At 48.5% G+C, this 20,463-nt stretch carries 12 protein-coding genes, 1 pseudogene and 2 CRISPR repeat arrays; of the genes and pseudogenes, 3 read left to right on the plus strand and 10 right to left on the minus strand.

The features are described 5' to 3' along the window. Positions 1-286 precede the first annotated feature (286 nt). A complete protein-coding gene (locus tag EB241_RS09160; protein WP_124232886.1) occupies positions 287-5,437 on the plus strand; it encodes a hypothetical protein in 5,151 nt (1,716 codons plus the stop codon). A gap of 50 nt (positions 5,438-5,487) precedes the next feature. On the opposite strand, the gene EB241_RS20910 is transcribed toward EB241_RS09160, so the two are convergent. The 4 genes from EB241_RS20910 to EB241_RS20915 form a co-directional block, all read right to left on the minus strand. Beyond that, positions 5,488-5,646 carry a hypothetical protein gene (locus EB241_RS20910; protein ID WP_158612401.1) on the minus strand — a complete coding sequence of 53 codons (159 nt, stop codon included), beginning with the start codon at positions 5,644-5,646 and terminating at the stop codon, positions 5,488-5,490. A gap of 26 nt (positions 5,647-5,672) precedes the next feature. Continuing rightward, positions 5,673-6,035 (minus strand): protein YacL, encoded by a 363-nt coding sequence (gene yacL / locus EB241_RS09165; RefSeq protein ID WP_124232887.1) that lies wholly within the window; start codon positions 6,033-6,035, stop codon positions 5,673-5,675. 706 nt (positions 6,036-6,741) lie between these two features. Continuing rightward, positions 6,742-7,431 (minus strand): bactofilin family protein, encoded by a 690-nt coding sequence (locus EB241_RS09170; RefSeq protein WP_124232888.1) that lies wholly within the window; start codon positions 7,429-7,431, stop codon positions 6,742-6,744. Beyond that, positions 7,397-7,591: a hypothetical protein gene (locus EB241_RS20915; protein WP_158612402.1), complete on the minus strand. Its 195-nt coding sequence runs from the start codon at positions 7,589-7,591 to the stop codon at positions 7,397-7,399. Before EB241_RS20915 ends, EB241_RS09170 begins: the two co-directional genes overlap by 35 nt. A 228-nt stretch (positions 7,592-7,819) precedes the next feature. On the opposite strand from EB241_RS20915, the pseudogene EB241_RS09175 reads away from it, so the two are divergent. After that, a pseudogene (locus EB241_RS09175) lies at positions 7,820-8,478 on the plus strand (DDE-type integrase/transposase/recombinase). Between the two features lie 556 nt (positions 8,479-9,034). Then, positions 9,035-9,841: direct repeats of the CRISPR family, unit length 28 nt; unit sequence TTTCTAAGCTGCCTGTACGGCAGTGAAC. A gap of 128 nt (positions 9,842-9,969) precedes the next feature. Here the strand turns inward: EB241_RS09175 and cas6f are convergent. From cas6f to cas1f, 6 genes are all read right to left on the minus strand, one after another. Beyond that, positions 9,970-10,530, minus strand: a complete 561-nt coding sequence (gene cas6f / locus EB241_RS09180; protein ID WP_124232889.1) for a type I-F CRISPR-associated endoribonuclease Cas6/Csy4 — start codon at positions 10,528-10,530, stop codon at positions 9,970-9,972. Positions 10,531-10,538: 8 nt separating this feature from the next. Beyond that, a complete protein-coding gene (gene csy3 / locus EB241_RS09185; RefSeq protein WP_124232890.1) occupies positions 10,539-11,543 on the minus strand; it encodes a type I-F CRISPR-associated protein Csy3 in 1,005 nt (334 codons plus the stop codon). 17 nt (positions 11,544-11,560) lie between these two features. Next, positions 11,561-12,514 carry a type I-F CRISPR-associated protein Csy2 gene (gene csy2, locus EB241_RS09190; RefSeq protein WP_124232891.1) on the minus strand — a complete coding sequence of 318 codons (954 nt, stop codon included), beginning with the start codon at positions 12,512-12,514 and terminating at the stop codon, positions 11,561-11,563. After that, positions 12,511-13,863, minus strand: a complete 1,353-nt coding sequence (csy1, locus tag EB241_RS09195) for a type I-F CRISPR-associated protein Csy1 (RefSeq protein ID WP_124232892.1) — start codon at positions 13,861-13,863, stop codon at positions 12,511-12,513. Before csy1 ends, csy2 begins: the two co-directional genes overlap by 4 nt. Positions 13,864-14,277: 414 nt before the next feature. After that, positions 14,278-17,526, minus strand: coding sequence for a type I-F CRISPR-associated helicase Cas3f (gene cas3f / locus EB241_RS09200; RefSeq protein ID WP_124232893.1), 3,249 nt, complete (start codon positions 17,524-17,526; stop codon positions 14,278-14,280). After that, a complete protein-coding gene (gene cas1f, locus EB241_RS09205; RefSeq protein WP_407644265.1) occupies positions 17,523-18,503 on the minus strand; it encodes a type I-F CRISPR-associated endonuclease Cas1f in 981 nt (326 codons plus the stop codon). Before cas1f ends, cas3f begins: the two co-directional genes overlap by 4 nt. Before the next feature lie 549 nt (positions 18,504-19,052). Between cas1f and EB241_RS09210 the strand changes: the two genes are divergently transcribed. Beyond that, positions 19,053-19,556 (plus strand): hypothetical protein, encoded by a 504-nt coding sequence (locus tag EB241_RS09210; RefSeq protein ID WP_124232895.1) that lies wholly within the window; start codon positions 19,053-19,055, stop codon positions 19,554-19,556. A gap of 177 nt (positions 19,557-19,733) precedes the next feature. Next, positions 19,734-20,361: direct repeats of the CRISPR family, unit length 28 nt; unit sequence TTTCTAAGCTGCCTGTACGGCAGTGAAC. The last annotated feature ends 102 nt before the right edge of the window (positions 20,362-20,463 follow it).

Raw genomic sequence — 20,463 nt, forward strand, 5'->3', positions numbered from 1 at the left:
CGTCATATGCTCATAACCGGTTACGATGGATACTTTATCCCCTGCTTATCACGGACGTTAAAATAATACTTTCTCCTGTTATCAGCCGGTGTAAAAAAATCCGCTGTGCGGGTAAACATCGTTTTGCTGTCCATTTTTGAAAATGTCACTTTTTAAGCATCTCTTTTCTTCTGATCCATCTTTTTCAATTGAATTCTTATATTACTCTTCAGACTGATAAGCGTTTTCCTGTATCAAAAATCATCCGTTTTTTGCTATATAAAAACATGCAAAAAAGGAGAAAAAAATGCCATCTGTTCATACAAAATGCCTTCCCTCATCATTTACCAGAACACCAGAAGTCATCGCAAAACCAATAACAAAGGAAAAAAACATATGGCAAGACATTATTGACCAGGGAAAAAATGATATTTGGAAAGACGTTATTAGCCATGAAGAAGATGATATCTGGAAAGATATTATCAACTGGGAAGAAAACGATGTCTGGAAAGATATTATAGACTGGCAAGAAGTTAATGAAACCAGTTTTAATGCCAACGATCAAAGAACCACCGGAGAAAGCGCCGTGTCGGAGAAAGCTGACTCTCATGTCTCCCTGACAGAGGACAGCTACCGCGCGCTCCAGCAATTATTCCAGTTAATGGCCAGCAACGGAAATAGCAGGATTATATCAACCTGTCTTTCAGCATTACTTCCCGGTATTTCTCCACGGATAGCCGTGGCCGCCATCAGCCTCTATAATGCCGTTACCAGAAAAAGAAATATTGACTATGCCATATTAAATACTCTTGAGCTGTCATCATGGTTACTCCCTGATAATTTGAATATTATCTCTGAACTGGCAAATTTTATCAGGAAAAATATCGTCGAATGGATTGGTGAATCGTTTTCACATCCCTTTCCAGAGGGAGAGAATACCGCTCTCTACGAACATATTCTCATTGCAATGGCCGTTACAGCCATTGCAGTAAAACCCTGGATGAAAAACAATCAGGCACCACAGCGCTGGTGCCTGAGGATACCCACCATTATGGCGGATTTTTTAATTCGCGCTAACGAGTACTGGAATAAGCTGGGAGATATAGCAGGCACTCCTGCACCAGTCGCGGCCTACCATGAAGAAAATATTCCTCTCCACCGGATACCCGCTTTTGAGGTGGATACCTGCATGCAAACATCCATCAGCAGACGTGATGATCGCCTGGGAGCATCCTCTTCTCTTATCGGGGACATGACCGCTTTTTCATCGAACTCCACGGCACGATATGATGCGGCTATCCGCGCCACGGTACAAAATAACCCCAAATCCCTGGCACTTGAAAATTACTCTGTTGCTGAGAAAGCACACTGGCTGGCAACAGACAGACTCCGGCAGGAAAGTGGATTTTCAGGCCTGTCATACTGTGCTACCCGCAAGACAGAAACACGCCATCACACAGATGAACAGATAATCACCCACAGCCATTTCAATACCCAGTGCGATGCCACAGCGCATTCGACAACGCTTGCAGAAGAGAAAAACGCGGTAAATACCATTGTGCCGCAAACGCCAGTTTCTTCAGTACCGAATCAACAGATAGTGAACTTACCCAATCCAGGAATGGTTGCGACGACGTTTGCAATAACGGCGTATCTCTCGTCCATAGCGGGAGTAAAAGGTAACACGATTTCGCTGGCTACCATCGGCGTTTTCTCCTGGGGAAGACATCTGTGGAACAGGCTAAGGACACCGCACCAGGAGCACATCCCAGATGGGAGTACAGACGCAAAAAACTCAACAATAAATCTCTCTCCCACCTCACTTTCGCAACCTCATATGCGATCCAAACGAGATGTAGTGCCTGACGAATCCCCGCTATACGCTGGTGATGATGTATTCGATGCGGAAATTCACCACTCGCTGATTGATTTTTTACAAAACGAGAAATTACTTCCCGATACAGAGATCGATAAATTTAAAACGGGTGACGTCGCCGCCGCCATCGCCGGGTATATCATGCCAGCAGATAACCATCGTCAGCAGACTATCTCCAGTGTGAAAATACAACTTCTGGCACAACATATTCTGACTGACAGCAACCTTTATGGCGGCAAAAAAGGAGAGGCAATATCTAACAGCTTCGCTGAATCTGTGGTCATGGATATGATATTTCGTACCATCATGGGCATGTCACCTGAATGGTATCTGGCTGATAAACTTGCCGTTAATAAAGCTCCTCTAACAATCAACGCGCTGAAGCAAACGCTTTCGCTGAAAAAAATACTCGCAGAGAGACAAATAAACATTCCTGAAGAAAAACGAGCCAGTATTGAGCATATCTGGTCTTTATTTATGAAGAAGAGGTTCCCTCTCTTTTATCATCCCATTGATAATATTGATAACATTTCAACAGACGATCCTGAGTTTAACTGGTATTACAGCGGCTCTCTCTATCTGGCTGATAAAGGAAAATTGTCTGATTTTACCTCTCAGGAGATCCTGTACCTTGGTAAAGCAATATGGGAAACGGCATTTGCAGAAGACATGAGTATCCACTCTTTTATTTTACTTCCCGCCCTTTTACTGATGGCAAAAATCAGGCCGGAAGAAATCCATGCTCAGGAAGATATGTTTTATCACCATGTGATAGCCATTAATCAGTATTTTCAATACCAGGATATCAGCCTTAAGTTTGAAGCTTATCGTTCTGCCGTCAAAGAATGGATGAGCAGAGGAAAGTTAGCAGAAAAAATTGTTAATGACTGCGGTGAGGCTATCCCCCCTACAATGGACGTGGTTATTGAGCAATCCCCGTTATATTTCAATACAGAGATGGACCTTCTCCTCAGAAGAGAGGAAGCAAAGCAGGACTATATGGATGGTATCTCTAAGCCCTGTGCTCAGGCTCCTGAAGATCTTGATACAGCCTGGAAGAAACTCACAGAAAAGGTTGCCGACAGTTTTGCCGATATCAATTTTTATATTCTCTGGTCCACGTTCTCCAGTATAGAAAAAAAAGATGCCAATTTTATATTTTCTCCTGATGCCATTATTTATCCAACATCGTTTACTATGGAGCCCAGCTACAGTGTAGAGAAAGACCTTCTTTTTTCAGAAAAATTAGGTGAACAGGATTTATACAACCCGGGAACCAAACATTTTTTTGAAAAAATATCAGCACCTGCCGTAAAAAATATCAACCTGGACAAGGCCGAACTTATTACTGTTCAGGTTGGAGATGAGAAACGTATTTACGCCCTCAAGAGTACAGGAAATGGAGATGAGAGCAAATACAGGCTGATACGCGTTGATAATGACATCAGTAATTTTATCCATGCTGACATTCTCGATTACCGTCCTGTGAATGGTTTTACGAAATTCTCCGACAATGGCGTTAAAGATGGAACTGGTCAGTTATTTTATTTCTCCACCACAGAAAATAAGAATGAGAATATAAACAGGCAGAAAAATGAACTGGGATTGATCAATCATTTCAACCAGATATATCGTGAAAAATTATATAAATCTGTTTACGACGCAGGCAACGATAAATCGACAAGGCAGAAAACATGGGATTTTTTCAAACACTTAATTCCCTTTTATGACTGTGTTGAAGGTATACAAAATAATGACCCTTCTCAGGCAGTTCCTGCCTGTTTGTTAGACGCACTGACGTTTTTTGATACATTTATTAAAATCGGCAGTATGAGTGGGAAATTTGGCCAGGGCCTGGCCAGGGGAATGTTAAAAGGAACGCAGGGGGTCCCCCAATCAGCAGTAAAGGGGCTTGTAAAAAATCTGTATCAGGAAGCGTCATTCCCCACCATCAAAGAACTGGCAAAACTTGGAAAAAACGTACTCAGAAGCGCCGATCCCGGATTTGAGCTACTGACAGACACGTATCGAATATTGCCAGTTTATGTATTAGACGTGCTGAAAGAAAATCATGCTTCGTTAGGGAAAAGAATAGAATCAATTAACACTGCGGCAAAAAAAGGTCTGCACTCAGAAAATTACGCTACCGCAAAGTTGCCACACACGGATTTTCGCGTTCCTGTAAAAGGAATAAAAGATGATAATGGTAAATATTTTTACGTTCAGATGGATCCAAACACCGGAAATGTATTTGGCAGACGCTATCAGTTAGATACGGACATTCTTAAGCCACTGGGTCAACTGGGTCACCCTGGCCAGGATTATGCTGATGGCTTGTTGGACAAACTCCCCCTTTGTTCCAGCCGTGTCAGGAGAGGAATTGATGGCGTTAAGGATACACTATTTTGTATAGACAAAAAATGGAAAGTTAATGATGAAAAATTATTAGAAGACATCAATAAGTTACCTGAAGGAATGTTGGGAAGATATAAAAACATATATATCAATGAAAAATCTTCACTTCCTGATTATTATATTAAACAGGACGGTGATGTATATAAGGTGAAATGGCACGAGAGAAAACACCAATGGCAGGTGGTCAATGTTGCCAATCCAGAGACACATACCATCCCCGTCACATTAAATGAAATTGGAAGATGGGTAGCAAAAAATGAAGCATCCTGGCCTAAAGGATTACCCTGGGAAACATCAGCCGGGACGGCCAAAATCGTAAAAGAAGAGTTTATTCTGGATAAGCATATGGGGATGATGGAAGTCGCCACGGAAAAAGGCAATTTTGCCGTCAGCTTCCGTAAAGCAGGAAAAGCAACGCTCAATGCTCTTAAAAATGGCGCAGCGGCAAAGCCCCATTCTATTCTGGAAAAGACCATTAAAGAAAGCTCATTGAGTAAGTATTATCCGCAAAACAAAGATGAGATGATGGCAAAAGTTCATAATGCAGGTATTGAAGGACTGGTTGGCCACTGGGATGAAAAAAAGGGACTGGTGGGTATTTATCTGACAAATAATATGCAACTGGAAAATGTCATGACAACTAGTGAAGGAATATTTATTTATCCTGTAGATATCAATCAGCTTGATACGTCATTGCACGCCTTGAAGCAACATAAAAACTGGATAACAAACTGCTATACTGGCGATTACGATATGCACGACCTCATCGTTTTTAACCATGCAGGGCGCCCCAGAACACCGTTAATTGGTAAAGAAGAAGAAGACTTAATTAAAAAATTAAATCAGGAGATAAAACGGACAGATGCTCTTCGTAGCCATGACTCCGCCACGCATCGTGCTGTTCAACATGGCGCTCAGATCAACTATGCCACCTATATGATCAAAAATAATTTTGAAGGCGGTGATGGAATGGTTCTTGACGTTGCTAACCCCGGGGAGTACCCCATTGCTATGCTGGATCGTGGCGTATGGAGCGTTATCCATAACCTGGCGGAACACGAAAAATATTACCAGCAGATTGGTGCAAAATTAAAAGAAACCTGGAGTGCCGATGGCAGCGTTGTTCTGACCAAGGGAGGAATTAAACCTCGATCACACCAGGAATGACACGACCTTTTCGGGGAGCCTGTCTGTAATTCTGTGTCACTGTCATCGTATTAAAGGCGATCGCTCAGGCGAGCACCTTTAATACGATAATCAAGCGACTTATCGCCCACCGTCAGCTTTGGATCAACATACTCCATTTTTTCGATGCGAACTGAACGACAGGGGCAATAAACTGACGAACTGAGTCTGGCAGAAACGCTTTTCGTCAATAAATTTGCGTCCCGGCGCTTTCCCCTTAGCCCTCCCGACAAAAGGCCCGGTAGGCGGCAATCACCGCCAGGAAATCCTCAACGCCGCAAAAACACAGGCTCTCTTCATCATAGTAACGCATTCCTTCCTCCAGCCCGTCGTCTTCCAGACTGAGAAGGTTGGCACGAATAATCACCTCTTCTTCATCCATCCACAGCGTATATTCACGGCCCACGCGCTGCCACTGGCGCTCACTGCCTTTTACCCCTGCGATGGCGTTTTCCACCTCGTCAAGCAGGGCGAGGTTATTTTCCACTTCTTCGTTAAACCAGTGCCCCACGGCTTCATGTCCCATCGACATGCGCACCCTCACCTTACCGGTGCTATCCCGTAAAAATTCGTATTCCATGGTGCTGTCCTCTGTCAGTTGACTTCACTGCTGGGTGTGATTACGGGCCTTTGTATTGTCCACACGGCCGACCATAACGGCGATATGGCACACATTATCGCAGTCCGGCCCCAAAAAAACAGTGTCTGTCGCCCGATGAGACGCAGATTGCCACCCGGTATTTTGCCGGCCAGCTGTACGGCAGTGAACTCACGCCAACGGCGCGCAAACGTTGCTGAGTCGCCTGTACGGCAGTCAAAGGCGGCCAATGAGATGGCGGCGACGTCAACACGGTAAGACAGTGAAAATAACACGACGGTGATCTTAACGACGCGGCTACGGGGACGTTCATGTCCCCTGCCCCAGGGCAGCGGCAGCTCACCGAAGTAACGCTATCAGGTGCGGGCATGGCGAACTGAAACGAATAATTGGATTGAAATCAATGCAGGCCGCTTACGCCACGATGAAGGGAATTAAAGTGATGCGTGTGCTGCGTAAAGACCAGACTGAGTTATTTTACTTTGGCCCCACTGGGCGCGATGCGTCCGGTGAGCGGCGTTTTTGAAATGTAAGGCATGGTAAACAGGCAAAGAGTTATTTGTCCTCATTTTTGCAACACTACCGTATAAAGCATGAGAGCTACCTTGTGTTTATATAAGGATCCGACACCCCTGTTAAAACCAATAACTCTCAACCTTTCAGGACCCAGGATCGGATCACGTCGCGACTATATATCCTGTAATTCCACAGACTGAATCTCGGTTGAAATATCTGTTATCCTGTTTTTCTCATTATTATGAAGTACAGGATCTGCCTGACCAGAAAGTATGCCACCATGCTTTATGCTCAGAGTATGGTAGGTAATTTTCCCGGACACTTTGCCATTTTCTGTTATTTCCATATTTTCGCTAAAGCAATCTCCCCTCAATTCCCCGTCAATGATAACCTTTTTGCATTTTATATCCCCCTCAACCATGCCGTTGCTAACAATTTTAATTAAACCTGCCTCTGTATTTATATTTCCCTTTAAAACCCCATAAATATACACATGACCGATTGATGTAATATTCCCTTCGAAGCATACATTTTTGGCAATCACAGTTGATTCATCTGTCTTGAACTCGGTCTGTTTTTTTTCATCTGATAAAGAGTTTCCTTTATTGGCAAGAATGAGGGAAGTGGTATCTACAGGTTTTTTTTTAAACATAATTACATCCTGATTTGTCAGAATATGGATAATGAATGCTGCGACAGATAGCATTCCAGCTACCATTGTCAGGGCATATCTGTGGCCGGAATGCCAACCAGCCAGTGCGAGGATCCAGAAAAAAATAGCACAATTTATGGCAAAGTGGTCTGGTTTTTCTTTGTGAGCAATAGAGTTAACTTTCTTTTTCTTCAGAGATGATATTTTCAAAATAGATCTCCATATCTGAAACCCCCTCTATGACTATCGACAACACACGATTATTTTTCTCAAGTTTAAAATTTGTTTCTATTTTTTTATTGGATGTATATTTCTCAATAAGTTCCCTTATTTCCTTTAACATACAAGCTAACATTTCCTCATCATCCATAATTATAACCTAATAATATTATATAATTTTCAAAATTTATGATATTAATTCCGTTATCACAGATGCGTTATAAATATCATAATAGTTTACCTAATTAATAGTTAATATTTCAGGATATGTGCATTTTGATTATTCTTTCGTGATTTTCGGCAAAATGAAGGTGACGTATCGCCATGCCGGCACTGTTGCAAACATCTGACGGGGATATGTCGGCCGAGGGCGCTGCATATGACCCCATTCCAGGACTGTCATTTTCAGTACAGCATTATCCCGTGGAGGGTATGCCGGTACTGCAAATACGGTGGCAATAACAGAAAATACTTACTGAAAGCGGCACCAGTGTTAATCATTGTACGATTTACCATTGGCCACAGTGCTGTACGCCGGAAATGGAAAAGCAAGTCGGCTGGTACTGGCACCCTCCGATCTCAGCATCCTGACATATTGACGGGACATACATCAATATTAATGACCACTGGGCTTATCGGTACCGTGCCGTCGAGAACAGAGGTTGTACCGTCGTTTTTACCTCTCCTCCTGCCGGAACAATACCGCTGCGTTCCGGTTTCCGCGAAACATTTTAGCAGCGTTATATAGTGGCAGCTCCTGCGCTTTATCAATAAGGATAAAGCGACAACACTGCGCCAGGCGTATGCCCTGCTCAGGCGCGAAGGCCGATACCCGACAGACGTTGAGCACTGGCAGATAAAGTACCGGAACAAGCTTATCGAATGTGCTTATGACAAACTGAAAAGAATAATCAGCGCCATGCCTGGGTTCGACGCCATGATAAAAGGGGTTGAGGTAATGCGGGTGCTGCATAAAGGTCAGACGATTGACTGCCCCTGAACAAAATGCGTCTGGTGAGCAGCATCTCTGAAATATAACGCTTTATTTTTACCACGTGAGAAGCCCCCCTTCTGATATTTGCAACAGTGCCGAAAACATTCCGCATGTGCCTTTTCTCTTTTTCCGCATATTCTCAGAAAAATCGCATCGCTATTATCAGCAGCGACCGGACTTATGCCTGACAGGATAAATCATCCTCAGGCCTGAAAAGGGGCTATTGGTTTATATTAAAAATCACGTTTCAGACAGGAATTGACTGAATAGATTCTATTTACCACAGTGACAATTATATATAAATAAAACCTGTAAAATCCTTTTTTCCAGACAGAGGAGGAAAGCAGATCATATGCACAGGTAGTTAAGAATTATGTTTCAGGTATATCAGAAAAAAAAGATCAAATAGTAAAGCTGACCGATAATTTTCAGATACCCGCCAGCGGAGGGCTGATTACGATATCCGGTAATAGTACAGTTGCATTTTGCAGGGGGCGCATCTGTCCTGCCAGCATCGTTTTTATTGGGCGGTACTGAGCATGGATACTATCCCCGCCTGTACGGGACCATACTAATTTACCGGTTCTTTGCCTGATAAGTTTTCTGAGCTGCCTGTACGGCAGTGAACACCACGTGCGGGACTTTTGGTCTTGATGTGTGTTTCTAAGCTGCCTGTACGGCAGTGAACGATAAAAAAACAATATTTTGACGATGCGCTGTTTTCTAAGCTGCCTGTACGGCAGTGAACGTTCAGCAGCTGAAAAAACCTGAAACGCCGGATTTCTAAGCTGCCTGTACGGCAGTGAACCATGGCTTCTGCAGTTGATCTGAAAATCTGTTTTTCTAAGCTGCCTGTACGGCAGTGAACGGTATGAGGCCGTATCAGCCACAGATGAAGAATTTCTAAGCTGCCTGTACGGCAGTGAACGTTTAATGTTTAAGGAGATTCTTCTGCTAATCTTTCTAAGCTGCCTGTACGGCAGTGAACTATTTTTTCACCTTCTGTTTGCGAGGCGCAATTTCTAAGCTGCCTGTACGGCAGTGAACTTAAAACAACTGTTCTCACTATGGTTTATCCATTTCTAAGCTGCCTGTACGGCAGTGAACAGTATCAGCAGCCTTATAATCTGTTTCGAGCTTTTCTAAGCTGCCTGTACGGCAGTGAACGTCAGGGTATTCCGACAGCCTGGCCGCATGATTTTCTAAGCTGCCTGTACGGCAGTGAACACCAGCGTTATTGGTCGCCTGATGGTTCGTAATTTCTAAGCTGCCTGTACGGCAGTGAACATGGTGTTTCTGGCAATCTCCGTTTCTTTGATTTTCTAAGCTGCCTGTACGGCAGTGAACGCCTTCCTCCTTTTACTGAGCAGCCTTGCTCTTTTCTAAGCTGCCTGTACGGCAGTGAACCGTTAGCTTTTAAGCCTAACGCTTTACGAATAAAAGAAAAAAAGGGAATTCCGTTAAAAAACCCTTTTTTCCTTTATCCAATTCTGGCACTACATATCAACAGGTTAGGAACAGACCTGAAAAAAGGGTCAGAACCAGGGAACCGTTGCCTGCGAACTCAAACCATAGGCGCTGAAGCGTCCGGGAACCGGCTCAGCAACCAGCGGCCCCTGTTCAATAAACAACAGAAAGGTTTGGCTGCTGGAAAGGCTTTTCAGCCGGAGATACGGCAAAGATAAGAGCCGCTCTTTGGCGTAAGGTATACGCACCTTGGCTTCCTCTTCGCTTAACCAGCCTTTCCTTACCGAACGCCGACGCAGCCGTTCCGCGCTGCTTTGGCACTGTACCCGGCGAACAATACGGTACTGTGCCGTCTCAGGCACCGGCAAAATACCACTGTAATCCGTATAATCAGTTAACCCCTTGCGCCAGGAGAGCGCTTCCAGACGGGAAAGTGCCGCCCGTGAGCCATGCAGCCGTATTCTGTCTCCCGGTGTGGTTGCCGCGCCCGGAAAGCTCACCCCAATGCCCCCTTCCCCGGCGCTGACCAGTGCCCGGTGCAGTTTGCTAAACAATGCTGCCATCAGCCTCGCTTCGCTTAACTCCAGGTCAGGATCGGGCAGGATGCGGATTTCAATGTAATGATCCATACCCGCCCCTATTCACCTTTTTCACCAAACACGCCACCGCGGATCAGCACGGCCATCACGTAATGCTGTTGCTCCGTCTCAGGTTTGATCCCTTTGGTCACCCAGTTATCCAGCAGCGTGTAGAAGTCCATTTTATCTTTCGGTTGGCGATATGCTTTACCGCGGCTGGTCACCGAGCCATACGGCTCAACCGCGATCGGCCCCAGTTCCAGCGTCGCCGCCGACGGATACCAGCTGTCAATGGTGCGCAGTGCATTACCCACTTTCTGTGAGTGCAATGCCGCACAGCCATCCACCTGATACAGCACTTTGCTTTTTTTACTGTTGCTGTCCAGCACCAGCTCCTGGGAAGGGAATATCTCCTGCCCTTTCCCCAGGCGCACGAAAGCATCAATACTGAAAAAAGCGAAGCTGTCCCCCGTCAGCCCCTGTTCAATTTCCCGCGCCAGTTGCGCCAGATCTCCCGCAGGCTGGCTGAATTCACGCAGGCTCAGCCGGGTACTGTCAAACTCAAAAGGTTGGCTTTTACCAGTGACACACACGCGGATTTCGTCCGCACCAACGCGGTTGCGCCACAGAAAACGGGCATTCGCCAGATTTTCCGCATAGCGGGCGGCCAGCACGCCCATCCCCTGCTCCGCGATATAGCGGTTAATCACCTCCGACAGCGCGGCCTGATATTCCTGATCGTTACAGACGGAGGGCACCGCCAGATTACCCAGTACGCGCAGGGTGAAACTGACGTTAAGCGTGTCGGCATCAAAAGGCAGGGCGGCAATATCCACCCGCTGCAGATTGGCCTTCTGAATTTCTGCGTCCAGTTTTGCCGGATCGCTGACCAGCGCATTTTTGAGGCGATTGGAAATCGTACCGCGCACCGCCTTTTCTTTAATCTCAATCGCCTGACGCTGTTCGGGTTGTTGCCAGTTGCAGGCATACATCATCGCGTCTGAATTGGATAATTTGCGTTCGAAAGCCAGCACGGAAGCGGTTTTAATCGTTGATTTAGCCATTCGGTTATTCCTTTACGTTATTCTTCGTCAATGAATTCATATGTGTCAGTGGGTGCAGACAATACAGAACAGCAACGGTACAGCCCATCCTGATAGTCATGGCACCACAGCAGTGTGTTCAGATCGGTAATCCGGTGCAGGCTTCGCCACTCACCGATGCCGTATATCGCCTCAACAAAGCGAAAAGGCGTGGCAGGATCGCGGGATTTCTCCACTTCTCCGGCGGGAAACAGCGGGGAGACGGATTGCCAGCCGGTCTGGATCGGCACCAGATAGCCCGGCTGAGGTTTGGCAACATAACGCCACTCTGCCGGGGTTTTCGTGGAGGTGCTGGCATCGCCGTCCACCGCCAGCGCCGACATTTTGACCACGGCAAAATCCAGCCAGGCGTCGATCATTTCTGCCTGCGGATTTTGCTGCTTTAACGTCTGATAATGTTCGGAAAGACAGGCAGAGCGATCCAGTAAAGCAAACCCTGGTAGCAGACGATACAATACGCGCCGCAGTGACTTCTGCTCATGCGGATAACCGATGACTCTGGCTTCCGCCATGCTGATGACTGTGCCACCCGCCAGACGTTGCCTGACGCACAGTGTCTGAAGATGTGCCTCCAGCGCTTTTGCACCTTCCCGGCCATTCGCTATCGCCCCCTGACACTCAATTAATAAAGAGACCGTCATATGCATACGCCCCTCTTCATTGAAGGCAGCGGTTTTTGCCTCTCTGGTCAGCGGATTTCGTGTCAGCGAGAAAACCGCATCACGGCCACCGGAAGCATGGGCGTGATGCTGTTGCTGATGGCAAATCACCGCGCATTTATCCAGCGTCAGACCGTGGCTTTGCTGCAACCTGCGTGAAAGTGCGTGGGTGTACCCCAGAAAATGGGTGATGGCGGGAAACCCCCAGGTCAGCCCGGCAACGGTATTGGCGTTTTCCACACGAAGATGCCGCAACAGGATTAAACTGCTCATTGCCATTCCTCCTTCACCGCCTGTTCAAACTCCCGCAGCCGCTGCTTAAACAGCGATGCCGTCGACCATTCCCGCCGTTCCGTCTCGCTCATGTTCAGATCTTTATGTTTTAGCTGCCGGTTAAGCCAGAGACCAAAATCCACAGCAAGCTCTTTCTGCCATTCACCGCGTTCACGTTCGGCACAAAATTGCTCATCGCCTTTTGCCCTTCCTGGATCAAGCCACAGCTGCTGCGATCGCTTTAGCTGACAGGCGTCCTGCGCACTCCAGCCTTGCTGCATATCGTCATGCTGAACGCCAGCCGCATAGTTAAACAGCATGTCGATTATTTCATCGGTATACGCCAGCCGGCGCTGACGTATCTCCATGTTATTTGGCTGCCCTTTCACCCTGAGTAAAAATTCACGAAGTTGCCAGACAGCAGAACGGGCCATCTGGCTGAATGCGCTGTAGCGGTTAAATACCGAGGTGTGCTTTACCGGTGGTACGGGCTGGCTGTGCCAGACGGGTGCCGCACAGGAAAGCAACCAGCTCCGCCCACCCCGTACGCTGTTAAGGTAAGAGATGTTTTGTGGCCTGGAGCCGCCCGGATTTTGCGAAGCCATATTGAGGTAGCCGATCCGTGGTGCTGAATGCCAGCGTTTTTCCCTGAAAGCCGCGTTAATTTCTTTCGCGTTATCGCTGAAACGCGCCTCAACGATGCGCTGATGTAAAGCATGGGCCAGTGAAGAGGAGAACAGCGGCCCCAACAGATGATATTGATTGTCACCCACCGGAAAGTAGAGCTGTTTCGCCAGCTTATGTGAGCTGGCCTGCCTGTCGTGCAGCACCTGCTGAAAGCCTTCCACCCACGCGGTGAGCTGCTGCTCAGATTCGGCCAGCGGCGCCAGCGGGGAATAATCGCCCCGGCTGAGCGCGGCAATTAACGATTCGCCCTGATATTCGATCTGCAATAGTTTGGCAACATCCAGAGCCGCCGCATTGCCAACGGCATCAATCGACGGTTTGTGCAGGGTGGCGGTGGAAAGATAGTGAGCGTCAGTTTGTCCGCTGGATGCCTCAAACCGGCTGCTGCCTTTGGCGTCACTGTGGGTAAATTTCAACGCATGGGTGACCAGGCTGATTTGACCGGCCCGACTGGCTGCATCACTCAGCCAGCGTTGCACCTCGTAACGCTGTTCAAGCTCGCGCCGCTGGCTGGCCAGGTTCTGGCGTGCCAGAGAGATTTGCGCACTGTCGCTGAGTTCAACCAGCGTCTTTTCCGCCGCTTTATCAAACGCTTCCAGCTTCGGCTGACCACGCGCCCGGATATAAGCGGTAATCAATAACGTGAATCCTTCATCCGCCATGACTGGCTCCTTAAGCCTTTCCGTTAGCTATGATTTGTTATGGTTAAAGATGATTGAAAACATTGAAAAATTTTGCTGTTTTATCCCCACTGCTGACTCGTCGATTAATCTGAAATTGCTGACATTAGATTTAGCAAACAAGATGCACGTAGCAAGGGCAAACAACAGAAATCCCGAAATCCAGTACTTGCGCACAAAAAACCATCCTTAATAACTACAATCTAAAGATGTGATATTTTACACAGACAATTTTTCGCTACAAGTATATTTTTTGTTCATATCAGTAAGCGTCATCTTTAAGCCCTGGTTTTCTGGAACTTCATTCTTTTTATTTGTAAAATGCCTGAACTGTCGTTCAGACAGCTTAGAAGTTAATAACTACTGACTTTAACTGCCGTACAGGCAGCGGCGCACTCAGTCGGGTGCGCCAAACACCCCCAGCAGCGGATGGTAAAACCACCGCGTATCATCATCCTTTTCCGCCAGGCTTACCTCACCAAATCGCTGGCCCACCTGCCACAGCGGCATCTGCAACGTCTCCGCCAGGTGTTGGTACACCTGTGGATAATCCACCACTATCCAGGGACTGATCCCACTGGCAAAACCGATCTGGCATGGCTGAAAACCCGCGCTGTCTTTCCAGCAGCCGGGCAAGACGTCAGGCATTTTAAACACCGGCAGTGAGCTCTCCTCCTCAAGGCACAGGTAGTGCAGCTCTTCAGGGGCAGAGCGTCGGAACGGGGTGATCCTTTGCTGTTCACCGCTCCAGGTGGCCTGTTCCCGCCACCACTGCGCCGCGTAATAGTGATGTTGCCGCACGGGTTTGATTAGCATGGCGTAGAGTGCGGCATGTTCCAGCGCGGCTAAATTGCCTGCGGCATCGGCCTGCGCAACCGGTTGCACCCTGGGGATGGCATTGACAATCTGATACTGAGACGGCAGCAGGATCTTACTGAGATCGTGGCTGCTCAGGGGAAAACGCGCCGATTCAAAACCAGGCCGACAGTAAGCCAACTCCATATTTTTCAACGCCCTGCGGTTTTTTTGCAGGATAAGCAGATTGGCGATATGACACGCTTCCCGGCGATGGCGCTGAATACGTCCGGCCAGCTGGATCAGTGAACGAACCGAACTGGGTTCCGCAATCGCCCAGTCGTAGTCATGATCCCGGCCGACTTCCGCAACGGAGGTGGCCAGTACCACAAACAGGTGGTGCCGTTCAGGATGGTTAAAAACAGGGCTGATGTCCGGGCGCTGCCAGATAGCCTGCGGGTCATGACGGGTCAGCGTGGCATCCAGACACTGCTCAAGGTGCGATCGCATCGCCAGCGGATGCTGACTGTGATACACGCAGTAGTGGATGTGCATATCCGCCGGTGCCGCCGTCTGCATCAGGCGTCTGGCGACCGCGACCAGCGGATCGATATTCGCCATTCGAATCAGCCCAACCGAGAGGGTTTTCCCGGACGCGTGTTGTTGATGGTGGCAATTATGCAGCCTCTGCATGGCTGCCAGCATGGTTTCTGCCATGCTGTCCAGCACGTCCTTTTCCCGCGTGCCAGGCGCGTTGATGGCCAGCAGCTTCCCCCGGCGAAGCACCCCGACATGTTGCAATCCCCGCACCCGACGGCTGACGAAATCGCCATGATGCTGCACAAAAGCGTTAATCGGCGCAATATCGTGATGCACACAGTGATATTCATCAAACCAGGCACAGCAGATATTTACCGGAATATCCGGCTCCCCGCAGGCACGTTGATATTCTGTCCGGCCCGCCCGGTAAGCGCTGAACAGAGCCTGTACCAGCGCGGGCGGCAAGGTCGCAGAGGAGAGCAGGACCCGGCAACCCAACATGCCGGCCCAGTTCACCAAACGGCATAACGCGGGCAGGTCGTTAATATCGAAGTCGTCAGGTTCATCCAGTACCAGGTCAGCTGTCAGTAAACGCAGCATCGGCGCGATTTGCTGACCGCCATGGGTCCCTTCCGTTGCGCCAATCAGATGATCGATGGTGCTCACCAGTACCGGCGCACTGAGCAACTGATGTAACCCCGGTGAGCGACCAAGCCAGTGACGTAAACGCCCGTCATCAAGCGCACCGTCGTAGCGAACATACTGATGTTCAGCAAATATCGCTTCTGCATCATCCTGGCCGTTATCGGACGGAAGGGTGTTTTTTTTATAATGCAGATCATGCAATTGCAATACCGACTGCGAGCCAATCAGGACCGCCAGATCGTCATTCTCCAGCCGCAGTTTTTCCCTCAGCGCCTCACCGGTTTGCAGCGTCAGGGTGCGAAGACCCAGGGCTACCGAAAAACGGCATCCCTGTTTTTCATCCGCCAGCGCATACATAATGCGTGCATTGGCAAAGGTTTTACCGCAGCCGGTTGAGGCCATATTAATGCCGAAAAAACCCTGCGCCCGGCTGCGTTCACGCAACGATAAGGCCAGGTCACAGGCTTTGTCCTGCCAGCGGAATTGCGCCAGCTTGCTGCGCTGTTTGAACCCTTTATGCCGGGTTATCGCCGGTAAGGTACTGCGTAACTGCGGCAGGCAGCGGCCAATCAGCAGGGCATTCTGACTTACACCAATATTATGTTCATCCAGCCGTTGCTTTAATGCCGTCGTCTGCCGACAGGTATTCGCCCAGGTTTTACCTTCCGGGTCCTGCCAGCCTTTGGTGGCAGGCAGCCCTGAATAATGGTGGTCGGCCAGTATCAGTACCAGCCGCGCCATATGGCTGGTGAAACGCTGCTCCAGGCCACCAGCGTCGCTCAGTGAGGGTAATTTCAGCGCACGCGCCGCGAACTTTTGCGCCTTTCCGCGCCATGTCGCGCTACGAAAAGGGGTGCCATCCGGGAAACACCAGGCGTCGGAGCGCTCCTGTTCTGTCCACGGATGCAGGTGATTGGTTGCGTTCCATTCCGCCGTCAGTTGCCCGGTGAGCCAGTCAGACATGCGCGATATATCCGGCGGGTATTCTCCGCCAGAAGGGCTGGCAGGCAGGTGATGATGAGAAAGGATCAGCCACGCAACGGTGGTCGCCACAGGCGGTAAATTCATAAAGGGGTTTTGATAAGGAGGATCGGAGTCCTGATACAGGTTCTGCCATACCTGTTGTTCATCTGCCGCGGTGACCTTGCTGAGTGCGGTTAACCATTCGCGGTCGCTCCTGTTGCCCACCCAGGCACAGAACAGTCGCAGCGATACCCACTCGTGCCGCCAGGGCTGATAGCGTTTTCCCGTTCCCTTCAGGGTATTCTGAAACAGCGCGTTAGCCTTACCGAAATCATGAAACAGCCCCGCCAGGGCAGCCAGCAGGCTGATGCTTTCCGCACAGTGCCACCGGTCTTCATCATGCTTTTTCAGAATATCACGCTGCGTGCTGTGCGTTGGCACCGCGCCCTGGGTATTAAAGCGCCGCAGGTTACCCACAATCCACACCAGTTCAGTCTGATGACCGGCTTTAATCCAGTGGCAGGCCACCGCCGTATTGCGTCGCGCCGTTTTCTTCAGCAGTTTACGCAGGGTATTGAGTCCCTCCAGCGTGATCGCGGTATGCCAGGTTCTCTCGCCTTTGCGCTCAGCAAATTGATCGAGGATGCGCCTTGTCTCTGTCAGCGCCTGTTTAGTGCATTGTGACACCAGCAAAATATTCATTTACTCACCGTGCTGAGCGAGTTTGCGCTGCGTTGCAATGCATCAATCATCACCTCAAGGGCATCCGCCTTTTGCAGGCTGCGAACGGCGCGCTGCCGGAATTCCTGTTCATCTTCCCCGGACATAGCAGCAATAAAAGCCTGCGGTAAAATAAGCGCATCCTTAATCAGGTCAGCGACGTCAAAGACCAAACCTCCACGCCGGGTTTTACCATGCAACACCGCCAGCCCATGAGGTAAGCCGGTAACCCAACAGGCCACGGCAGCCAGTCCGTAAGCCAGGTAGTTGCCGTGATCAAGAAAACGATTAGCCACATCCACGCCACCGCCCCGTTTTGCCCGCCTAAAACCACCATAATTTACCGTCTGCGCCGCCAGTCTGTAGAGGCCTTTGCTCATCACCGCTTCGAGTGATAACACCTCCGATGTATGCCGGCTTTGCGATAAACCTTTTTCAAACTGAGTAAGGAGTGTGGCTAACGTTTCCTGATTGCAGGGAAACTTTCCGTCTCTGTTTAAGGCGTCACTGAGCCAGTGCCGCTCAATTTGAGCCATACGTATGCGTTGAAAAGTTTTAGCCGCCTCCAGGCGGCTGTTATCATCAAACCAGAAACTCACCCACTGTTGCAGATATTCCGTAGGGCGATATTCGCTTTGCGACGTCAGCCAGGAAACGGTGGTTTCGACCTCGTTTGCTGCATATAAAGGGGTGCCACTACCGCCACAAAACCCAACCAGAACGCCTGCCCTGGCAAATTCACGCATCGCCGCCTGCGTGACCGAGGTTCCGGTCCCCAACATAACGACCGTGGTATTGGCGATGGGTATATTCCAGTAAAGCGATTGCCGCCCTTCTTCAGTGACATATTCAACCTTTCCACCATTCACCAGCACCCGACAATATTGCAGGTAATAAATATTACTTCGTTTGGAATGTAGAATTGTTTTCAAATCTGAAGGTTTAACCGATTCCAAAATGCATTTTCCTTATGCTGCTTTCAGGTTCAGCTCATACTGTTAACTGCATTTATTTTTATCTGCGAAAACCGTCTCAGTTTGAAAGTCAGCATTTTCAGTCCATATCTGAAAAAGCCGCAATAAAACGGGCGAACGGATCAGGATGAAAACGCCCCGACATCAGGAATATCAGTCATCATCCGGCTTCGCATCGTCTGCTGATAATACGTTTTGCCAACAGTATTCGACGTTCTCCCGAACAGGCCAGGCGTGGACATAAATATTACCCTTCCTTTAAAACACGCCCTCAGGAGGACATCGCCCGTAGCCGTTCAGGACCAGATTTAGCCAGGATGGACGAAAGCCCGATAAAAAACAACCGCAAATTACATTTGCATTAATAATATTTTTTTTCAGGAAAGACATTCACCCTGATATTGTTAAAACAATTAAACACAATAAAAACAACACATTAAAATAAGATATGTGTTTTATCATGTGTTTTTTTTAGATGACATTATAGTTAAATATTATTTTTACTTAACAAAAAACAAATACAGGAATTAACTCATGTCTAACTTTAAGCGGTCAGTAACATCCAGTGATGCAGATGTCAGCCCGGCCATACCTGTGCACAGACCAACACGGGCGGGAACGCTCAAATCCTGCCTGCTCTCCTTGCTGCCTGTGCTGGGCCTTTGCGCATTCTCCGGTCAGTCACTGGCTACCGTGTATGTGTGTAGTGACGACAATTGCAGCAGCTGGACGCCAATTACCCGGGCGCAGCTTGATACCAAATCCACCGATGGGGAAAATACCACCATTGAGCAGACGCTGAGCCAGTCAGCGGAGCAGAGCATCACCAATGGCGTGAGTAATCCTGGCGTTGGCAGCACCAATCTCTATCTGAAAAAAAGTTTGTGGCATATTGGTGGCGTTGAGCCTTTCAAGGGCAAGCAGCATGTGACGGCGTACATATACAAAGCTACCGATCTGCATACCCGCCTGAAAACCTGCCACGCTTTCTCCATAAAAAATGCGGGTGGGAAAAAATATCACGCCACCTGTAGCTAAGTTCAGGAGCCTTGTCTCGCTGGCTAATGCTGTATAGCGCTGTTTAATGATGCCTGATGGCCAGGTGCTTTTCGGCAGACGTCGGGTTTATGGTCGTGGACAGGCGGTTTTTTCACCGCTATTTTTGCGGCAAAATGACAGTAAACGGGCTGTTGGCAGCAGCAGCCCGTGTATTGGTTTCCGTGCTGCCTGCACGGCAGTGAACGGTGTATTTCTGTACAGGCAACATTGGGTACATTTCTAAGCTGCCTGTACGGCAGTGAACGTGGTCGAATTTATGCCCCGGCCATTCGTCCGATTCTAAGCTGCCTGTACGGCAGTGAACTTGTCGCCTCCCTGCTCACCGGAGCGGAGCTGTTTCTAAGCTGCCTGTACGGCAGTGAACTAATAGTGCGTAAAATTTTTAGTGTTGCTGCCTTTCTAAGCTGCCTGTACGGCAGTGAACTCTGCGATACTTTTATTAAGACTTGCTTTTGTTTTCTAAGCTGCCTGTACGGCAGTGAACATGGATCGCCGGAATCACTGGCTAGCCCTACATTTCTAAGCTGCCTGTACGGCAGTGAACCTGATGCGCGACCTTTGCAATGTTGACCTGTTTTTCTAAGCTGCCTGTACGGCAGTGAACATCTCCAGTCCGTTCATTGTCTGCTTCACCCCTTTCTAAGCTGCCTGTACGGCAGTGAACCCGATCACCCCAGCCAGCACACTGGCAATCATTTTCTAAGCTGCCTGTACGGCAGTGAACTCTTAAATTCGTTATACGGTAAATTTGCAGAGTTTCTAAGCTGCCTGTACGGCAGTGAACGGTAGCCTTTTAAGGCTAACTTACCGATAAAAAAAGAAATTTGACCTGAATCGCTAAAATACCCTTTTTTAAATGCATCTGCCAGCAGCATTAAATATCAAA

The organism is Erwinia psidii (genome assembly GCF_003846135.1).
GTDB lineage: Bacteria > Pseudomonadota > Gammaproteobacteria > Enterobacterales > Enterobacteriaceae > Erwinia > Erwinia psidii.

Excerpts from the sequence above, each read along its gene's own strand:
- cas3f (WP_124232893.1), bottom strand. The coding sequence starts at position 17,526 with ATGAATATTTTGCTGGTGTCACAATGCACTAAACAGGCGCTGACAGAG.
- csy2 (WP_124232891.1), bottom strand. The coding sequence starts at position 12,514 with ATGAGCAGTTTAATCCTGTTGCGGCATCTTCGTGTGGAAAACGCCAAT.
- cas6f (WP_124232889.1), bottom strand. The coding sequence starts at position 10,530 with ATGGATCATTACATTGAAATCCGCATCCTGCCCGATCCTGACCTGGAG.
- EB241_RS09210 (WP_124232895.1), top strand. The coding sequence starts at position 19,053 with ATGTCTAACTTTAAGCGGTCAGTAACATCCAGTGATGCAGATGTCAGC.
- yacL (WP_124232887.1), bottom strand. The coding sequence starts at position 6,035 with ATGGAATACGAATTTTTACGGGATAGCACCGGTAAGGTGAGGGTGCGC.
- csy3 (WP_124232890.1), bottom strand. The coding sequence starts at position 11,543 with ATGGCTAAATCAACGATTAAAACCGCTTCCGTGCTGGCTTTCGAACGC.
- EB241_RS20915 (WP_158612402.1), bottom strand. The coding sequence starts at position 7,591 with ATGGATGATGAGGAAATGTTAGCTTGTATGTTAAAGGAAATAAGGGAA.
- EB241_RS09160 (WP_124232886.1), top strand. The coding sequence starts at position 287 with ATGCCATCTGTTCATACAAAATGCCTTCCCTCATCATTTACCAGAACA.
- csy1 (WP_124232892.1), bottom strand. The coding sequence starts at position 13,863 with ATGGCGGATGAAGGATTCACGTTATTGATTACCGCTTATATCCGGGCG.